15 protein-coding genes are annotated in these 17,788 nt (G+C 38.7%); 4 read left to right on the forward strand and 11 right to left on the reverse strand.

All coding sequences use genetic code 11. The features are described from left to right. Positions 1 to 232 precede the first annotated feature (232 nt). From lexA to gspC, 8 genes are all read right to left on the reverse strand, one after another. Entirely contained in the window at positions 233 to 865 is a 633-nt protein-coding gene (gene lexA / locus GQS55_RS18660) for a transcriptional repressor LexA (protein ID WP_159822042.1), read from the reverse strand. Positions 866 to 1,651: 786 nt separating this feature from the next. Continuing rightward, positions 1,652 to 2,416, reverse strand: coding sequence for a type II secretion system protein N (locus GQS55_RS18665; RefSeq protein WP_159821367.1), 765 nt, complete (start codon positions 2,414 to 2,416; stop codon positions 1,652 to 1,654). Positions 2,417 to 2,499: 83 nt separating this feature from the next. After that, positions 2,500 to 2,985: a type II secretion system protein GspM gene (gene gspM, locus GQS55_RS18670; RefSeq protein WP_159821366.1), complete on the reverse strand. Its 486-nt coding sequence runs from the start codon at positions 2,983 to 2,985 to the stop codon at positions 2,500 to 2,502. Then, positions 2,985 to 4,427 (reverse strand): type II secretion system protein GspL, encoded by a 1,443-nt coding sequence (gspL, locus tag GQS55_RS18675; RefSeq protein WP_159821365.1) that lies wholly within the window; start codon positions 4,425 to 4,427, stop codon positions 2,985 to 2,987. The genes gspM and gspL overlap by 1 nt, the downstream gene beginning before the upstream one ends. A gap of 66 nt (positions 4,428 to 4,493) precedes the next feature. Then, positions 4,494 to 4,946, reverse strand: coding sequence for a type II secretion system major pseudopilin GspG (gene gspG / locus GQS55_RS18680; protein ID WP_159822044.1), 453 nt, complete (start codon positions 4,944 to 4,946; stop codon positions 4,494 to 4,496). An 84-nt stretch (positions 4,947 to 5,030) separates the two neighbouring features. Further along, positions 5,031 to 6,767 carry a type II secretion system ATPase GspE gene (gene gspE, locus GQS55_RS18685; protein WP_442872163.1) on the reverse strand — a complete coding sequence of 579 codons (1,737 nt, stop codon included), beginning with the start codon at positions 6,765 to 6,767 and terminating at the stop codon, positions 5,031 to 5,033. Continuing rightward, positions 6,767 to 8,932, reverse strand: a complete 2,166-nt coding sequence (gene gspD, locus GQS55_RS18690) for a type II secretion system secretin GspD (RefSeq protein ID WP_159822046.1) — start codon at positions 8,930 to 8,932, stop codon at positions 6,767 to 6,769. Before gspD ends, gspE begins: the two co-directional genes overlap by 1 nt. Positions 8,933 to 9,036: 104 nt before the next feature. Beyond that, complete coding sequence (gspC, locus tag GQS55_RS18695; RefSeq protein ID WP_159822048.1) at positions 9,037 to 10,008, reverse strand: type II secretion system protein GspC; 972 nt, start codon at positions 10,006 to 10,008, stop codon at positions 9,037 to 9,039. A gap of 431 nt (positions 10,009 to 10,439) precedes the next feature. Between gspC and GQS55_RS18700 the strand changes: the two genes are divergently transcribed. From GQS55_RS18700 to pckA, 3 genes are all read left to right on the forward strand, one after another. Next, on the forward strand, positions 10,440 to 10,838 hold the full coding sequence (locus tag GQS55_RS18700) for a S4 domain-containing protein (RefSeq protein WP_159823017.1): 399 nt from the start codon (positions 10,440 to 10,442) through the stop codon (positions 10,836 to 10,838). 20 nt (positions 10,839 to 10,858) lie between these two features. Continuing rightward, the gene (hslO, locus tag GQS55_RS18705) at positions 10,859 to 11,740 is read left to right on the forward strand and encodes an Hsp33 family molecular chaperone HslO (RefSeq protein WP_159823019.1); all 882 of its coding nucleotides are present in this window, start codon (positions 10,859 to 10,861) and stop codon (positions 11,738 to 11,740) included. A gap of 340 nt (positions 11,741 to 12,080) precedes the next feature. Continuing rightward, complete coding sequence (pckA, locus tag GQS55_RS18710; protein WP_159822050.1) at positions 12,081 to 13,691, forward strand: phosphoenolpyruvate carboxykinase (ATP); 1,611 nt, start codon at positions 12,081 to 12,083, stop codon at positions 13,689 to 13,691. 189 nt (positions 13,692 to 13,880) lie between these two features. Here pckA and envZ read toward each other — a convergent pair whose 3' ends face one another. The 3 genes from envZ to GQS55_RS18725 form a co-directional block, all read right to left on the reverse strand. Continuing rightward, positions 13,881 to 15,170: a two-component system sensor histidine kinase EnvZ gene (envZ, locus tag GQS55_RS18715; protein WP_159822052.1), complete on the reverse strand. Its 1,290-nt coding sequence runs from the start codon at positions 15,168 to 15,170 to the stop codon at positions 13,881 to 13,883. Positions 15,171 to 15,238: 68 nt separating this feature from the next. Beyond that, the gene (gene ompR / locus GQS55_RS18720) at positions 15,239 to 15,961 is read right to left on the reverse strand and encodes an osmolarity response regulator transcription factor OmpR (protein ID WP_159822054.1); all 723 of its coding nucleotides are present in this window, start codon (positions 15,959 to 15,961) and stop codon (positions 15,239 to 15,241) included. A 164-nt stretch (positions 15,962 to 16,125) separates the two neighbouring features. Beyond that, the gene (locus GQS55_RS18725) at positions 16,126 to 16,617 is read right to left on the reverse strand and encodes a hypothetical protein (protein ID WP_442872164.1); all 492 of its coding nucleotides are present in this window, start codon (positions 16,615 to 16,617) and stop codon (positions 16,126 to 16,128) included. Positions 16,618 to 16,963: 346 nt separating this feature from the next. On the opposite strand from GQS55_RS18725, the gene GQS55_RS18730 reads away from it, so the two are divergent. Further along, complete coding sequence (locus GQS55_RS18730; RefSeq protein WP_159822058.1) at positions 16,964 to 17,779, forward strand: mechanosensitive ion channel family protein; 816 nt, start codon at positions 16,964 to 16,966, stop codon at positions 17,777 to 17,779. The last annotated feature ends 9 nt before the right edge of the window (positions 17,780 to 17,788 follow it).

A 17,788-nucleotide genomic window follows, 5' to 3' on the forward strand; every position in this document is an offset into this window, starting at 1 on the left:
TTATATAAAAGGCAATACAATCAATAGAGTAACTACTCTAAGCTTTCTCTACAGCTTGACTAGTATAGTCTGGGGGAATTTTGGCTATTGATATAATCAATACTAATCAATTGATTACTTAATAACCAAACATGAGATATGTCTTAGTTTATGGAATAGAATGCGATATGATATTGATGCAAATTGCTATTACGATGTAGTAACAGTTTAGGATAATATAAGTAAATAAAAACTACATCCAATTGCCATTACGAATAACACCAACGGCAAGTCCTTCAACATGAAAATCTTGAGAACTAAGATCCACTTTGATCGGTTCAAAGTCTTCATTTTCGGCTTGTAAATAGACGATATTACCATCACGTTTAAAACGTTTTACTGTTACTTCGTTTTCTACTCTAGCAACAATAACTTGACCATTTTGAACGTCAGTCGTTTGATGTACTGCTAATAAATCACCATCTAAAATACCAATATTTTTCATGCTTTCACCATTCACTCGCAACAAATAGTTAGCAACAGGATGAAATAGATCACCACTCATTTTGTAATGTTCTTCAACATGTTCTTCAGCTAAAATAGGTTCTCCCGCAGCAACTCTACCAATAATAGGAAGTCCATCCTCTTCAATAAATTGCTCTGATAAACGTATTCCACGAGATGTGCCAGGCAACATTTCAATATAGCCTTTCTTTGCTAATGCTTTTAAATGTTCTTCCGCCGCATTCGCAGATTTAAAACCAAAAAAAGTTGCTATTTCGGCTCTAGTTGGTGGCATTCCTGTTTCTTGAATTTTATCTTTAATCAAATCAAATATTTGTTTTTGACGATTAGTTAACGGTTTTAATTCACTTACTGCTGGCATTAGCGTTTCCTTTCGAGGTAAAGACCTGTATTTATTCACAACTGTCATTATATACAGCCAACTAGTAAACGCAAGGGGTTACTAATAACCTTAGGATCATATTCTTAGAATATGGACTTAAAATTATCAATATAATTAACGTGATAGGAGAATAAATGAGTATAAAACCTGATCATTTACTTTAAGATTAAGCTTGATAAATACACATACGTATTTATCAGTTTTATTTGAACAAAATAATTTTGGGAAAGCAGAAAACAAGTTAATCAATATTAATTGAGTGCCAATCCAGAAGAGAATGCGAGTAAGCATTTGATCTACAAAAATAAAAGATAGTGGCTCACTTAATTATAAAGTGAGCCACTAATCAAACTAAAAAACTAAACGGTAGCTACCACAGCTATCAGGCGTACCTAAAAAGGTAAGGAATGACGAGAACTGTCGTCATTCTGAACTTGATTCAAAATCTCAAGTGTTAAGTCGTATAATTTTTGAGATTTAGTAGCTTAATAACTATTCAACTACACGTATGGGATTCCGTATTAAGACACCTACGGAGTGACGACGAATGTCGCCTGTTCTTATTATTAGGCGAATAAATTCGCCCCTACGGTGATGTCGTTCACCTTTGCCTAACAATGTTTTTTGTTAAGGCGTATGTAGGGTGAATGTAGGGGCGACTTCAGTCGCCATCCTACCGACTATTCAACCACATGCATGGGATTCCGTATTAAATGACCTACGGAATGACAAAGGTGGTGACCTGTGTACTAGTTAACGAAAAAACTAAAACACTAAACGGTAGCGGCCACGGCTATCTGGCGTACCTAAAAAAGGTAAGGCGTCGTTAAGGGCGGCTGGAAACTTAGGGCCTGGTGTTAAATATCCCTTGCCAGATGCTTTGCCATTTTGACCAACTGATGCGGTAAAGGTTAAGCCTAAATCATTTTTTGGTGACATCACTAAGGTTAATACCCCGTTTGCACAGCTAATGTCAGCGCTAAGTTGACCTAATGGCACTGTTTTATCTAATGCAGTAATACCGGCTTTCGACCACGCGCCATTACCGGTTGCACTAATACATTGGTTGTTTTTAGTGAGGTCAATTTCTGCTGATGATACTGTTAACTTAACATCACCTTGCGCTAGCATCGGTAAAGGCAGTGGTAGTTGCTGTGCAACGTCATTAGCACTGACTAATAAGTTAAGGTTTGTTAATGTCGCTTTATCTGACGACAGTGCTAAGTCAAACTGACCCTCAGGACCTGCTTTAAATGAATCCCCAAAAGTAATAGATAGCTTCGGTGTTAAACTCAATAAAGACCAAAAACTGACGCGTGCTTCCACTTTATCAATCGGTGCACCGTTAATCATCGCTTGGTTAATATGAGTATGCCAAACACTGCCGCTCACCCCCGATAGATAAATACTATTCATCACGTTTTTAGGTAAGGTCACATGCTTTAATACAAAGGCAGTGGGTAATGTTGCGATTAAAAAGCCAATATAAGCGATTAAAAAAATAATCCCCATGGCAATCTTATTTCTCATTGATTATCTCAGTCTTGGTTGTTCATTGATTGTTTCTTGCTGATTAACTCAGTGGAACACGTAAAATTAAAAAGAGTACTCGCTTAGTGCTTACCTAGCTGTAAACGACGCACTCGTACTTCGCCTTGGTTATCACCTTGCGATAGGTCAATAGCTTGCACTTGTAACCCTTCATTATTCGCTAAGCTCTCTAACCAGAGTAGTAACTGGGTAAATGGGACACTATCAAGCCACACCAGTAAAATCTCACCTTGAGGCTGCATACGTGTAATGGTCAGTTGTTGACGCTCTGCCGTGCGATTAACGATACTTGATAAACTACCACTGCTTTGCTTTACACCACCGACTGATTTCGCGCTTTTATAACGTGCTGTGTTTTCTGTTACCCATGTTAGTAGCGCTTGTCTGCTCTCAAGTCTTGTTTTGCCATTGGCAACATTATCATTGAGAGGTTGCCAAATGAGGCTATACAGTAAAAAAAGTGAACATACTGCGCCAACGCCCATCACTAAACGTTGCTCACGTAAGTTAAGCCCTTGCCACCATGTTTTAAGTGAAGCGATATTCATTACGAGCCTTCCTTGCTAACAATACTAAAGGAGCCAGTTACTTGCTCACCCTGATTATTCTGTGCACCTTGTTTTACCTCAACGTTTGCTAAGGCTAATGCATTTTTAAATTGTTCAAAGTGCTGATAATCATCAGCAATGGCTTGTAACCTAAGCTCTTGTCTTTTACCGTCAAACTTTAACGACTCAGGTTTTAAGCTCGGGACTTTAGCAAAGGCGGGTTGTACTTGTGCCAACATCGATAAAAAGCCAACTTGCTCAGTTGCACTACCCAAACTTGATAACTCTCGGCTAAGCTGTGATTTTATTGTGCCAATACGAACACGTTTAGCCCCAGGGAATGCTTGCTGATATTGTTTAATAATTTGCGCTTCAATGTCTGCTTGTTGTGCTGAGAGTTGAAATAACTGTGCACTTTTATAACCCACATTTAACAATAAAGCACAAACAGCAAATCCTGCTGCCCAAAGCCAATTATTAATATGCGGTGAGCGGCGCTCTTTTACTTTAAACTCGCCTTGCAATAAGTTGAATGTACTCGCTTGGCTATGTTTTTGACTGCTCTGTTGAGCAAACAAGGCTAACGGTAGCTCTTCTCCTGCATTGACTATGGTAATCGCTGACTTGCTGTCTTTAGCATCAAGCTTATCGATTGATTCAAATGCGGGTAAAGCTGAATAAGCATTAATCGTTAAGATATTGTCTGACGTTGTATTGCTTTGAGCATTGCTTTGACTACTATTTTGCGCATCACTTTTAACCGCATTTTTAGCGGCATTTTTTTTGTCACTGACGTCTTCTGCCGCTTGGGCTAAAGCAATTCTATTTTGTAGCGTAAATTGCCACGCTTCACTATCAAGTGCATAGCCTTGCCATGCACCTTGGCGAATAATAATCTGCGTTGGCTTATGTTGCCCACTTAAGCGCTGTCCCGTTACAGTCGCTTGCGATGAAACACGCTCAGGGTGTAGCGCAATAGCGCTCCACTGCTCGTCAACATAAGGCATCGCCAATACATCAGGCAGCATGCTTTTAGTATTAATACCGGCGTCATCTAGCCAAGACTGCCACAATAACATTTGTGCACGTTGAGTAATGGCAACAAAGCAGTTATGTTCGCTGTTATCATTAGTAATATTGGCATAGGCAAAGAATAACTCATCAACATCTTGTGCTAACTCATCTTCTAACATGTAAGGCACAGCAGAAAGCATTGCTCTGTGTGACTTAGTGGGTACGGTTAAACGTTTTAATAAGACGTCACAGCTGGGTACAAAGACCTTAACAATACGTTGTTGTGCTTTTTCGGTTAATGCGCTTAACTGCTCAGCATGGGTTAATACACCACTGGCAATAATTTCTTGCTCTAGCGTATTGAATATCAACCAAGATATTTCATCTTGGGCTTGGCTACCTAGGCGTATATATAAAGTTTCGGCCATTAATTGTGTCCTACAGTGCTTCAGTTCGGAAAATAAGTTGGGCTAAAATATCAAAAATAAAATTATTTATTGATAGTCGCCTAGATTCCAATTGCCGATATCGTCTTCAGTCCCAACTTCCCCGTCTGGTCCTGCAGTAAATACATCCATTTTTCCTTGCTCACCTGGATTCAATAAAAAGTATTCATTGCCCCACGGATCTTTAGGAAGACGTTTTACATACCCTCCATCAGGAAAACGACGTGGGATAGGCTCGATGTCAGTTTGATCTGTTAATGCTTCTAACCCTTGTTCTGTACTTGGATAATCGTAATTATCTAACTTGTACATACTCAATGAGTTCTCTAATGCGGTAACATCTTGTACTGCTTTTTGTAATTTAGCAGTATCTTGGCTGCCCATTAAATTTGGCACAACAACACTTAGCATCATGCCGATAATCACAATAACAACCATAACTTCTAACAGGGTAAAACCTTGTGATTTTTTGTACGTGTTTTTTAATTTATTATTAACCATTATTTTCCTAACCACCTATCTAATTAAACTAATTTCGTTAATCTAATAATTGCCGAATCCAACTTTACTTTAGGATCTTAGCCATTAATCTTCTCGGGTAACGCGCAATACTTCTTCAAGCGTTGTTTGCCCCAACATGACTTTATCAAAGCCATCACGTCTAATTGACGCGGTGTTGGTGCGTATATATTTCTCTATGCCTTGCTCACCATGCCCGTTATGAATCAGCTCACGGACAGTGTCATCAACCACTAATAATTCATGAATACCGGTTCTACCACGATAACCTTTAAAGTTACATTCCTTGCAACCTTTCGGGTGGTAAATCACTTGTTGATTGTCGCTCGGTAAATTCAGTAACGTGCACTCTTCTGCACTGGGTAAATGACTTTCTCTACAATGTGGACACAAGGTTCTTACTAAGCGCTGCGCCAGTACGCCCAATAAACTCGACGATAATAAGAACGGCTCAACACCCATGTCTTCCATTCGCGTTATTGCCCCAGCAGCCGTATTGGTATGCAAGGTCGATAAGACTAAATGACCAGTTAAACTGGCTTGCACGCCTATTTGTGCTGTTTCTAAATCGCGAATCTCACCCACCATCACAACATCCGGGTCTTGACGTAAAATAGCACGTAAGCCTCTGGCGAAGGTCATGTCGACCTTGGTGTTCACTTGGGTTTGTCCAATGCCTTCAATCGCAAATTCGATTGGGTCTTCGACGGTTAGAATATTACGTTCACGCTCATCGATTTGTGTTAATCCCGCATACAAGGTCGTACTTTTACCCGAGCCCGTTGGCCCAGTAACAAGGATAATACCGTGCGGTTTTTCAATTAGCTGACCAAAGGCGTGACGATTAGCATCAGTCATGCCTAAATCTTGTAAATCTAATCGCGCAGCGTTTTTATCAAGTAAACGTAATACTACGCGCTCACCATGACCGGTTGGCATGGTCGATACACGTACATCAACTGCACGACCACCAATACGCAATGAAATACGACCATCTTGTGGGATACGTTTTTCAGCGATATCAAGCTTCGCCATGACCTTAATACGTGAAACAAGCAATGAGGCAAGTTTACGATTCGGTTTTAATACTTCACGTAACACACCATCAACACGAAAACGTATTTGCAGGGCATTTTCAAAGGTTTCAATGTGAATATCACTGGCACCTTCTTTAATGGCCTCACTGAGCATCGCATTAATGAGTTTGATGATTGGCGCGTCATCTTCATTTTCGAGTAAATCTTCGCTTTCGGTCATCTCATCAGCAAGGGAGTATAAATCAACTTCGTTACCAATATCTTCCATCATCTGCTGCGCTTCTGATGAATCACGTTGATACGCTTGCGTGAGTAATAACTCAAAGGCGGCAACTTCTTGTACTCGAAAGCTAAAGGGCGCTTTAATAATACGGCGCACTTCAACAATGGTATCAACGCTGATATTGGCCAAGCAATGCAGCACATAGTGCTCATCTTCTTTAGCGAGCAATACGCCAAAACGTTTCGCAAAGGCAAACGGTAAACGCCACGCGATAGCGGTTTCTTCACTGATTTCAGTTAACGCTTCACGCTCACTGTCGCTTAGGTTATCTGCTGCGTTGTTAGCGTTGTTATCAGCGCTCGCCTCAGTTGTACTGCCTGAGGTATTACTGACTAAACTCTCCACTAAGCTGTCAACATTATCTGCAATGGCCGCATGGTCCAAATCAACCGACTCACCAAGCGCTGTTGCGCTTTGCTCATCGATTGTAGTGACCGTGTTGCTTTTGCTTGCTCCGCTGTCTTTTATTACATCGTCAGACATTATTCATCATTCTCTTTAACATCATTGACCGGCAAATCGTCTTTTATTGAGTATTCTTTAAGACGCTTATCGTCTTGTACTGATTCTTGATACGCTTCAAACGATGGTGGTAACGTTAATTCATCACTCCACTGCGGCAAAAGAGGTAGGTTATCATCGTCCATTAACGATAAACCTTCTTCTTGCTTGCGTAATTGGTCTGCGCGAATAAAGTTATATTTCTCTTTCGCCATACTGTGCATCATTGCTGAATCAGTAATGATTTGCGGCTTAAGAAATACCATCAAGTTACGCTTACGCGTGCTACTGCTTGTTGACTTAAATAAGTGACCAATAATCGGGATGTCACCAAGTAACGGTACTTTTTGCACGCTTTCTTGTACATCTTCATCAATCAAGCCACCTAAGATAACCGTTTGACCACTTTCTACCATCACGGTGGTTTTGATTTCACGTTTGTTAATTGAAATATCGACACCCGTTGCGCCACTCACCGAAGAGACTTCTTGCTCAATGGTAAGCTGTACGCTGTTACCTTCGTTAATTTGTGGCGTCACTAATAATTTAATTCCCACTTCTTGACGTTCAACCGTTTGAAAAGGATTACCGTTATTACTACCCGTTTGAGAGCCTGTAATCACTGGGATTTCTTGGCCTACTAAGAAGTATGCTTCTTCATTATCCATGGTGGTAATGCTAGGGGTTGCTAGAATATTAGAGTTAGTGTCTGAGCTAACTGCTTGTACAATCGCGCCCCAGTCATTTTTCATAATACCAAACATACCGCCACTAACAGTACCCAATAGCTGCGCTAATAAAGTGTAATCACCGTCGGTATCATTGAGTGTATATTCATCTGAAATTTTCTCACCCGTTTCAGAAGAGTACACCGCAGGAACGGTATCACCATCAATACTGTCCGCAGCTTTAACACCCGCGGCAATACTTGAAACAGGCGCTACGCCGTTAGTGAACTGAGTAAAACCACCCGCTTCACTGTACCATTGCACACCTAGTTGTGCGCCATCGCTTTCATAGACTTCAACAATAATGGCTTCAATATGAACTTGTGCTCTTGGTACGTCTAATTGGCGAATAACGCCTTCTAATGAACGTAACATCTCAGGTTGTCCGGTGATAACAACGGTATTGGTTGCTTCATGGGCTTCGATACTGGTTTCGTTTTGTCCATTTGTTTTACCACCGGCTCTTGACGCTTGTGCTTCAGAAGATATAGTTTTACTAACACCGCTAAGCACTTTGACTAAATCTTCAGCTTTTGAGTATTTTAAGTAGTAAACACGGGTATTGCCGTTGCTCTCTAATTCGCTATCAAGTCGCTTCACTAAACGCACAACGCGCTCACGTGCTTTTACTTCACCACTAACAATAACGCTGTTACTGCGGTCATCGGCAACAATGGTCGGAATTAAGAAGGTTGCTTGCGCTGTTTTACCGGCACTTGGCTTATTCATCGCTTCAATAATACGCACCATCTCACCTGCTGATGCATATTGTAATTTAATAATTTCTACGTCTTGGTCACCCGCTCTATCAACACGTTCAATGATGTTCACTAAACGATTAACCGTCGCCGCTGTACCCGTTAACATAATGACGTTAGCTGGGTCATAGTTTGTGACGTTACCGCCACCTGCTTGGTCAGACAGTTGACGCAATAACGGCACAAGCTCACGTACCGTGACATTCTTTACTTCAACAATGCGTGTCACCATTTCATCGCCAACAATACTGCCGCCGCTGTCAACTACCGGAATAGCTGAGGTTTTAGCATCTTTATTACGAATGATTTTTACAATGTTGTTTTCACGCTCAATCGCCGCAAACCCATACACCGCTAACACGTTTAAGAAAAACTGATAATATTGCTCTTCCGATAACAAGTCATAACTGCGCACATTAATTTTACCGCGCACGTTCGGGTCAACAATCATGGTCTTTTTCAAGTTTTTACCCACAATAGTGACAAACTCGACAATTTCTGTGTCTTTAAAGCTTGGCGAATACTCCGCAGCGCTCGCTTGTCCCACCGCAAAAATACCGCTAAAGCTCAATGCTGTCACTAAAACCAAACTCAATGATTGAAGTTGCTTAAACTTGTGGCGTAATGGCTTAACCACAATGGCGTTTAAGGTTGTGCCCATGAAAAATTCCTTATTGCTTCTTTGCTATCCACGATGAATACCAAAGGTTAATACTAAAGGCTCACACTCAAGATAAATGCAAACGTTAATGCTAAAATAGGTTGTTATTCAATACTAAACATTATTTCAATTAGCTCGTTGTTTCGCTCAACTAACAATGAAATGTTTTGTGCTGTTTTTAAGGCTGACATCGCTTGTGCTGCCTCTAAAGGCACCAATAAATCATGCCCATTCATTTGTGTTGCTACATCGCCTGACTTTAAACCCGATAAGGCAAAAAACTCAGGACTTTTACCCGGTGATAAACGATACCCCGAAATCTGACCGTTTTTACGGGCCGGTGTAATGCGAAGGTAATCGGTTATTTTTCCTGGATTGTTGTTTAAATCATTACGTAACTGTTGTGCTGCTTGTTTTAAATTATCATTCTTGCGTTGGTCAATGACCGTGCCCTTTTCAGGAGCGACTTTCGGGCCACTTCGCTCAGCGGCATTCGCATTGTGCGCTTTTTTATGCGACACACTTTGCGCCGGTTGATTATAGTCAGCGCCATCAAGCATCAAGGTTTCTAAACGTCCTGACTGCTTAATGATAACCCGGTCAATTAATACTTTTTCAAGCGTTGCCCGCGTACCTTCAATAATGTCATCAATACCGTAGGTCGCTTGCTTTTTATTATGTTCAATAACCGCAGCCGCAATCGCCATATTATCACTGGCCACTAAACCTGATAAGGTCAGTTGTAAACGCGTTTCAGGTGCTGAGGTGATTTCTTCTATCGTTTGTGTTTTGGCTACTTGATTATACTCGCCAAACAAATGCAACGATTGTAATTGCGATAAATCAACCTTATTACCTTGTAATTGATTTTGTGCTTGTCGTTGAGCGGCACTGAGATTACCTGCATTTTTATTACCAATGCTTTGTCCCGCCGTTGGCATTATCATCCAGGTGATCTTGGCCAAGATAAAAGCGATATAAATTAACAACAACACACTCATCGCTTGTGCAATAGTTCGTTGTGGTAATTTTGCTAACGCAGCCGAGAGTGATGTAAAGTTGTTAGTTAAAGTCATTGATATTTTAAACTTCTTTTTTACTTCATCATTAAAAGTGATTCTCTCACTTAAAATGTAAAATATGTGCAATTACAATATAAGGCTACCGATAATACTTGACCATTAGCCCACCAACAAGCGATGTCAGTCGTTTTTAACTAATATTTACAAAAAAACACAAAAGAGTGCGAAGTTTATACGTGAATATGCTATTTTTCTGCTAAATAAATATCTAAAATTACACACACATATTTTATAGTAACGACACAAATTAAACAGTCTTCATATGGCAACAGCAATGAAGAATAGTTCAACTTTATTGACATTAAACAAAGTTAATAAAGCTCTCTAATATTTATCCTTGATTACTCTGCCAAAGCCCATACTATAATTAAAAGCTAATAGTTATATGAGAACTGTTAACGTGATGGATTTTTAATTATATGACAATGATAAAAAACACTGAGTTTACATCAGCTAGGCTAGATAAATGGCTCTGGGCTGCCCGTTTTTATAAGACTCGTGCAATAGCAAAGCAAATGATAGATGGTGGTAAGGTCTTTTATAATGGACAACGAGCCAAATCAAGTAAAGCTGTAGCCATTGGTGATTTTATTAAAGTACGACAAGGTTTTGATGAAAAGGAAGTTGAAGTTATCGCATTAGCCGATAAACGACGCGATGCTACTTTTGCTCAAACCTTATTTAAAGAAACGGCTAAAAGTATTGAAATAAGAAAAAAGAATAGCTTAGCTCGCCAACAAGGCATTTTACTTAGCCCTGCAAGTGATACTAAACCCGATAAAAAACAACGCCGAAAACTACGAGAATTTAAAGAAAGGATATAATCACTATGTCTACAAACGACATCAGTAAAACCGACGTACTAAACCGCTACTTATTTAACGATAGACATGTTCGTGGCGAATTAGTGCAATTAAGTAAAAGTTATCAATCAATTATTAATAACCATAATTATCCTCTGGGTGTACGCTTATTATTAGGTGAACTGCTAGCTGCCACTTGCCTACTGACGGCTACCTTAAAATTTGAAGGGGAAATCACCGTACAATTACAAGGAGATGGTCCGGTCGGTTATATGTCTGTTAATGGTGATAATAATCAAAAATTACGCGGCATTGCCAAAGTTGTAGAAACAGAAAAAGCCAATAATGCACATTCTTTAAAAGAGCTTATAGGTAAAGGCAATATGATCATTACCGTCAAGCCTAAAAACGGTGAAGCTTATCAAGGAATTGTTGCCCTAGATCAGCCGACACTTGCACAATGTTTTTCTCAATACTTTGAAGTTTCAGCTCAAATACCAACCCAAGTATGGTTATTTAGCGATGATGAGAAACAACAAGTTGCTGGTAGTTTAGTTCAATTATTACCTGACGGTGATGGCAGCATCGAAAATAAGGAACAGCAACAAGAAGATTTTCAACATTTAGCGCAGTTAACGAATACGATTAAAGCGGATGAGATATTTTCTTTAGAGGCTGAAGCACTGCTCTACCGTTTATACCATCAAGAGAAGGTTAGTTTATTTGATCCCCAAACAGTAAGTTATCAATGTGGTTGTTCAAGTGAAAAATGTTTTAGCGCTATTGCACAAATTGAAGGAGATGAAATTGAAGCAATATTAGCGGAACAGGGCAAAATTTCGATGACCTGTGACTATTGTTTGACTACATACGACTTTTTTAATGAACAATTAAAAAGTTTCATTTCGAAAGATAGCTATTAGTTACTAACTTTCAATTGTAACGCCAATTTTCTTTATCGATACCATTTTGGATAATTATTACTTAAATGGTGTCGTTCTCCACCCTCCTACAGCCCTTATTGGCATTAATGTTGTAAACTTACAAACAATATTTAGCTAGCCAATCCCACCATTCATGTCGCTTATACTGAAAACTTTCATCTTAGGTTATTTTTTACTTTCGTTTTGAGTATTTATCAAATAGAATGTCGGATTATTAGCTAGATGAAAACTTTTATACCCTATTACACAGTAATAAATACTAACCAGTTCAAACTAAACCACAACTTAAAATTCGTCATACCTTAGGAGTAAAGTCGCTATGACCGCCCAAAATAACTCAATTGATTTGTCGCAATACGGCATTAATAATGTTGCAGAAATTGTTTACAATCCATCTTATGAGTTGCTTTTTAGTGAAGAAACCAAAGCAGGCCTCGAAGGCTTTGATAAAGGCGTAGTCACAGAGCTTGGCGCTGTCAATGTTGATACAGGTATTTTTACGGGTCGTTCACCTAAAGATAAGTACATTGTTCGTGATGATGTAACTCGCGATACTGTTTGGTGGTCTGATCAAGGTAAAAATGACAACAAAGCAATGAGTCAAGAAACATGGGCTGAACTTAAAGGTTTGGTTACTACACAGCTTTCTGGTAAACGATTATTTGTTGTTGATACTTATTGTGGTGCAAATGATAACACTCGTCTGAAAGTTCGTTTTATCACAGAAGTAGCTTGGCAGGCACATTTTGTAAAAAATATGTTTATTCGCCCAAGTGACGAAGAACTTAAAACCTATGAACCTGATTTTGTTGTAATGAACGGTGCTAAAGCAACTAACCCTAACTGGGAAGCTCAAGGTCTAAATTCTGAAAATTTTGTTGCTTTCAATTTAACTGAAAAAGTACAGTTAATTGGTGGTACATGGTACGGCGGCGAAATGAAAAAAGGTATGTTCTCAATGATGAACTATTACCTTCCATTGCAAGGTATTGCGTCTATGCACTGTAGTGCTAACGTTGGTAAAGATGGTGATACTGCAATTTTCTTTGGTTTATCTGGTACAGGTAAAACGACACTGTCAACAGATCCTAAGCGCCAATTAATTGGTGATGATGAACATGGCTGGGATGATAATGGTGTATTTAACTTTGAAGGTGGCTGTTATGCGAAAACAATCAACCTTAGTAAAGAAAATGAACCTGATATTTATAATGCTATTCGTCGTGATGCGTTATTAGAGAATGTTACCGTTGATAACGAAGGTAACATTGATTTTGACGATAACTCAAAAACTGAAAATACACGTGTGTCTTATCCAATTCATCACATTGATAACATTGTAAAACCAGTGTCACGTGCAGGACACGCTAAGAAAGTAATCTTCTTAACAGCGGATGCTTTCGGTGTTTTACCACCCGTAGCTAAATTAACTCCAGAGCAAACTGAATATTACTTCTTGTCTGGTTTTACTGCTAAATTAGCAGGTACAGAACGAGGCATTACCGAGCCAACACCTACTTTCTCTAGTTGTTTTGGTGCGGCTTTCTTAAGCTTACACCCGACCCAATACGCTGAAGTATTACATAAACGTATGGAAGCAGTTGGCGCAGAAGCTTATTTAGTGAATACTGGCTGGAACGGTACGGGTAAACGTATTTCAATTAAAGCAACTCGTGCAATTATTGATGCTATTTTAGATGGGTCAATTGATGAAGCTGAAACAACAGTGATACCAATGTTCAACTTAGAAGTACCTAATGTTGTTGCAGGTGTTGAAGGTGATATTCTTGACCCAAGAAACACTTACCAAGATACCGCTGAGTGGCAGAAGAAAGCGACTGACTTAGCAGAACGTTTTGTGAATAACTTTAATAAGTTTACTGATACTGATAATGGTAAAGCACTTGTTGCTGCTGGACCTCAACTGTAATCACAATATAAAATAATAAAATAAAAAGCCGCTAACAGTCACTGTTAGCGGCTTTTTTAATTAAAAAACACTATAAAAATATATTTTTATAGTGTGACTAAACCTAAGAAATTAGCTTTGTTATTAAACATCAAGCATGGCTCTGTGTTAGTTAGACATCTAATCAAATTGGTGTAAAGAGAAGATAGCTTAGGACTTCAGCGGTAAATAAACTTTCGCTTGTAGCCCACCCGCCTCTTTATTTGATAATTCAACGCTTCCGCCGTGAGAATCAACTATCCGTTTGATAATTGCTAAACCCAAACCACTTCCTTCAGTACCTCGGGCTTTATCCCCTTGCGTAAATGGCTGAAATAAGCGATCAATATCACTATCTGGAATTCCCTCGCCTTCATCACTGACAATAAAATACGCATAATTTTTATCGTGTCCTGTAATAACTTCAATATCACCTTGGGTATAGCGCAGTGCATTTTGAACTAAATTTGCTAAAGCACGTTTAATAGCGACATAACGCAAGGGTATTTCGGGACAATCATTGGCAGTAAAAACAATATGTCGATCAGCCGGTGTTTCAACATTGAGTACTTCTGCTACTAAAAGGTTTAAATCACCTAACTCCGCCTGGTCTTTGGAACCATTACGAAGATAATCAATAAATTGATCGATAATATTATTCATATCATCAATATCGTTTTCAATTCCTTCTTTAAGGAAGTCATCAAGCTCCGACATCATTTCTGTCGCCAAACGAATTCGAGTTAACGGTGTACGTAAGTCATGAGAAATACCTGCCATTAATAAATTACGATCATTCTCTAAATGCTTAATACCTTTAGACATATGATTAAAAGCTTGAGTTACAGCCATAATTTCTGAGGTACCATGCTCCGTTAATGGCTCAGGAAAATTACCTCGACCCACTTCTACAGCCGCTCTTTGTAATGACTTCAAAGGTCTATTGAGCTGCCTTACAAATACCCAACCGCCTGCAACACTGAGTACACCTATAATGCCAAGAAAAAAGATCAGTGGTGAGAAATTAGCTTCTTCTAAGCCCATTAATGGAATTTTAACCCATAAATTAGGAGCTTGAGGTGGACGAATCCAAAATAGATATTCGTCCCCTTGGGAAATTCTTACTTCAGCAGGGCCACCGAGTAATTCTGACATTTGCTCACTACGATAAGGGTAGTAGCCTGCAGATGCCAAACCTAACCTTAACGCATCTTCCTCTCGATAAACCCCTATTCCCGTTTCATGGTGAAAGGCTTCGGCCATTTTAGGGCTTAAGCTCGCATCGTTCAGATCAATAAACACAACCCGAATTTGCTTTGCTAATAACTGATTTATTTGCTGTTGATTAGGCTCTATTACATATAAGGCAAAAGAAATATAAGAAACAACTTGGTTTATAAATAGTAAAAAACCAATTAATAAAACAGTTTGGCCAAAAGCGCTACGGGGCAATACCTTCATGAAAAACCTTCAATGCGCAACTAAAACCTCACTTACAACAACTAACCTTTAGTACGTGGCTATAAAAACTAAGCTGACGTACCATCGGGGACAAAAACATAACCTAAACCCCAAACAGTTTGTAAATATCTAGGTTTAGCAGGATCTTGCTCTAACATACGGCGTAAACGTGATACTTGCACATCAATACTACGTTCAAGTGCTGAATAATCACGCCCACGTGCTAAATTCATTAATTTATCACGAGATAATGGTTCTCTTGGATGAGTTACCAAAGCTTTCAATACAGCAAATTCACCACTTGTTAATGGCATGCTAACATCGCCTTTTACCATTTCGCGAGTAGCCAAATTGAGTTCATAGTCACCAAAAAAAATATTATTTTCTGCCATAGAAGGAGCCCCTGGTGCTTCTTGTATTCTACGACGCAATACTGCTTTTATTCTGGCTAAAAGCTCTCTCGGATTAAAAGGCTTAGGCATATAATCATCAGCACCAATTTCTAAACCGATAATTCGATCAACTTCATCACCTTTTGCCGTAAGCATTACAATAGGGATATTGTTATTCTGTTGACGTAAACGACGACAAATTGATAGGCCATCTTCGCCTGGCAGCATTAAATCTAAGACTAACAGATGAAAATTTTCTCTCTCAAGTAATCTATCCATTTGCTCTGAATTGGCAGCACTACGAACAACATAGCCCTGTTCAACTAGATAACGTTCCAATAATGAGCGTAAGCGCATATCATCATCGACCACTAAAATTTTTTGGGTTTCTTGGGGCATTTTATTCTCACAAAAATATTTGCTTTCTATTAAAATGACTATAAGCGATATAGCAACAAATTAAAAAGAACGATTGGTAAATGTTTCAGGCCATTTGTTACAATTTATGACTACGTTAAAGCAAGCTCAAGAAATAATCTTAGGCTGTTTAATCCTATTAATCGTTATTGTAAATAATGAATTGCTTGCGCAGAAACACATTGAGTAAAACTTTTTTTACGTTCACTTCGAGATAAAGATTCGATAGTTTTTTCAACTAAGACCATTTTTTGTTGGCGTTCAACATCTGGCAAGTGTGCTAACTGTTCATGAAAACAACCGACAAGGCCAAAATTCAAGGCAGTATCAGACTGCATATTATCTTCATTAAGACAAAGCATCAATTTTTCTGCTAAGCGATTTTTGTCCATATTTAAAATGAGATCATTAAGCTTATACTTAACCGGCTCAATTTTACGTTCCTGATTACAGGCATATAACATGTCTGCAACCGCAACAATTGGAATTAATTGCTCGTGCTGCTCGCTAAATGTATTCTTTAACCAAGCGTTATGTTCAGCCACAGAATCGTTTCCTGCTAGATCACGTTGCTCAGCTGCAACCGAAAAAACACTTGAAAACAATAATATATATAAAAAAATCGACAATATTTTCATTCGTAAATTTAGTTTGCTTTATCAATGTAAATATAAGTATACCGCTTCTATTTGAAGATGCTAGCATCGAATAAAGGATTATTAGTAATCTTCACATTTAACACTTTCAATAAAAAAAAATTACTTATTCAGCGCTTAAAAGCAAAAAATTAACGTTTTATTTACATAATTGTGCAATTTTTAAAGCATAATTTTGGTTTTTATCGTATATTCAACATTGTTGAGCTTAATGTGTACTATTAATCACCTTAATATCTCAGCATTTTATTAGGAAAGCTAAAAAAAGTGAAATAAATGAGCCTTGGCTGCACTTTTAAAACACTACGAATAAACCAGGATGAAAATTATGAATGCAGAAGAAATAATTGAACAAATAACGCAAATGTCTTTACTTTACGGTCCAAAATTACTCGGTGCTATCGCGGTATGGATAATTGGTGGATGGATAGTAAAAGGTATTGGCAGTGCTTTTAAAAGCACATTAAGCAAAAGCAAAACTGATCCATCATTAATACCTTTCTTAACAGGTATTGTTAATGGCCTGTTAAAAGTAATGTTAGTTATAACTGTGCTAGGTATGTTAGGCATAGAAATGACTTCATTTATTGCTATTCTTGGTGCTGCTGGTTTAGCAGTGGGTATGGCATTATCTGGTACATTACAGAACTTTGCTGGTGGTGTGATGATTCTTATCTTCAAACCATTCAAGGTAGGTGATGTTCTACAAGCGCAAGGTTATACGGGTTCAGTAGCTGAAATACAAATTTTCAATACCATCATGAAAACACCTGATAACAAAACTATCATTATCCCTAATGGCGGTTTATCAACATCATCAATGGTTAACTATTCAACAGAAGCCAAACGACGTGTTGATTGGACAATTGGCGTTGCTTACGGCGATGACTTAGATAAAGCACGAGAAGTTATCAAGCGTTTATGTGATGAAGATTCACGTATATTAAAAGACCCAGCAGTATTTATTGCCGTTTCAGCGCTAGCTGATAGCTCTGTAAACTTCGCGGTAAGAGCATGGGTTAATGCGCCAGATTACTGGGGTGTACACTTCGACTTAAATGAAAAAGTTTATAAAACATTCGCAGCTGAAGGATTGAACATTCCTTTCCCTCAAATGGATGTACATCTTCATAAAGATTCTTAATAACAAGCT

The sequence above is a fragment of the Colwellia sp. 20A7 genome, assembly GCF_009832865.1.
Taxonomy (GTDB): Bacteria; Pseudomonadota; Gammaproteobacteria; order Enterobacterales; family Alteromonadaceae; genus Colwellia.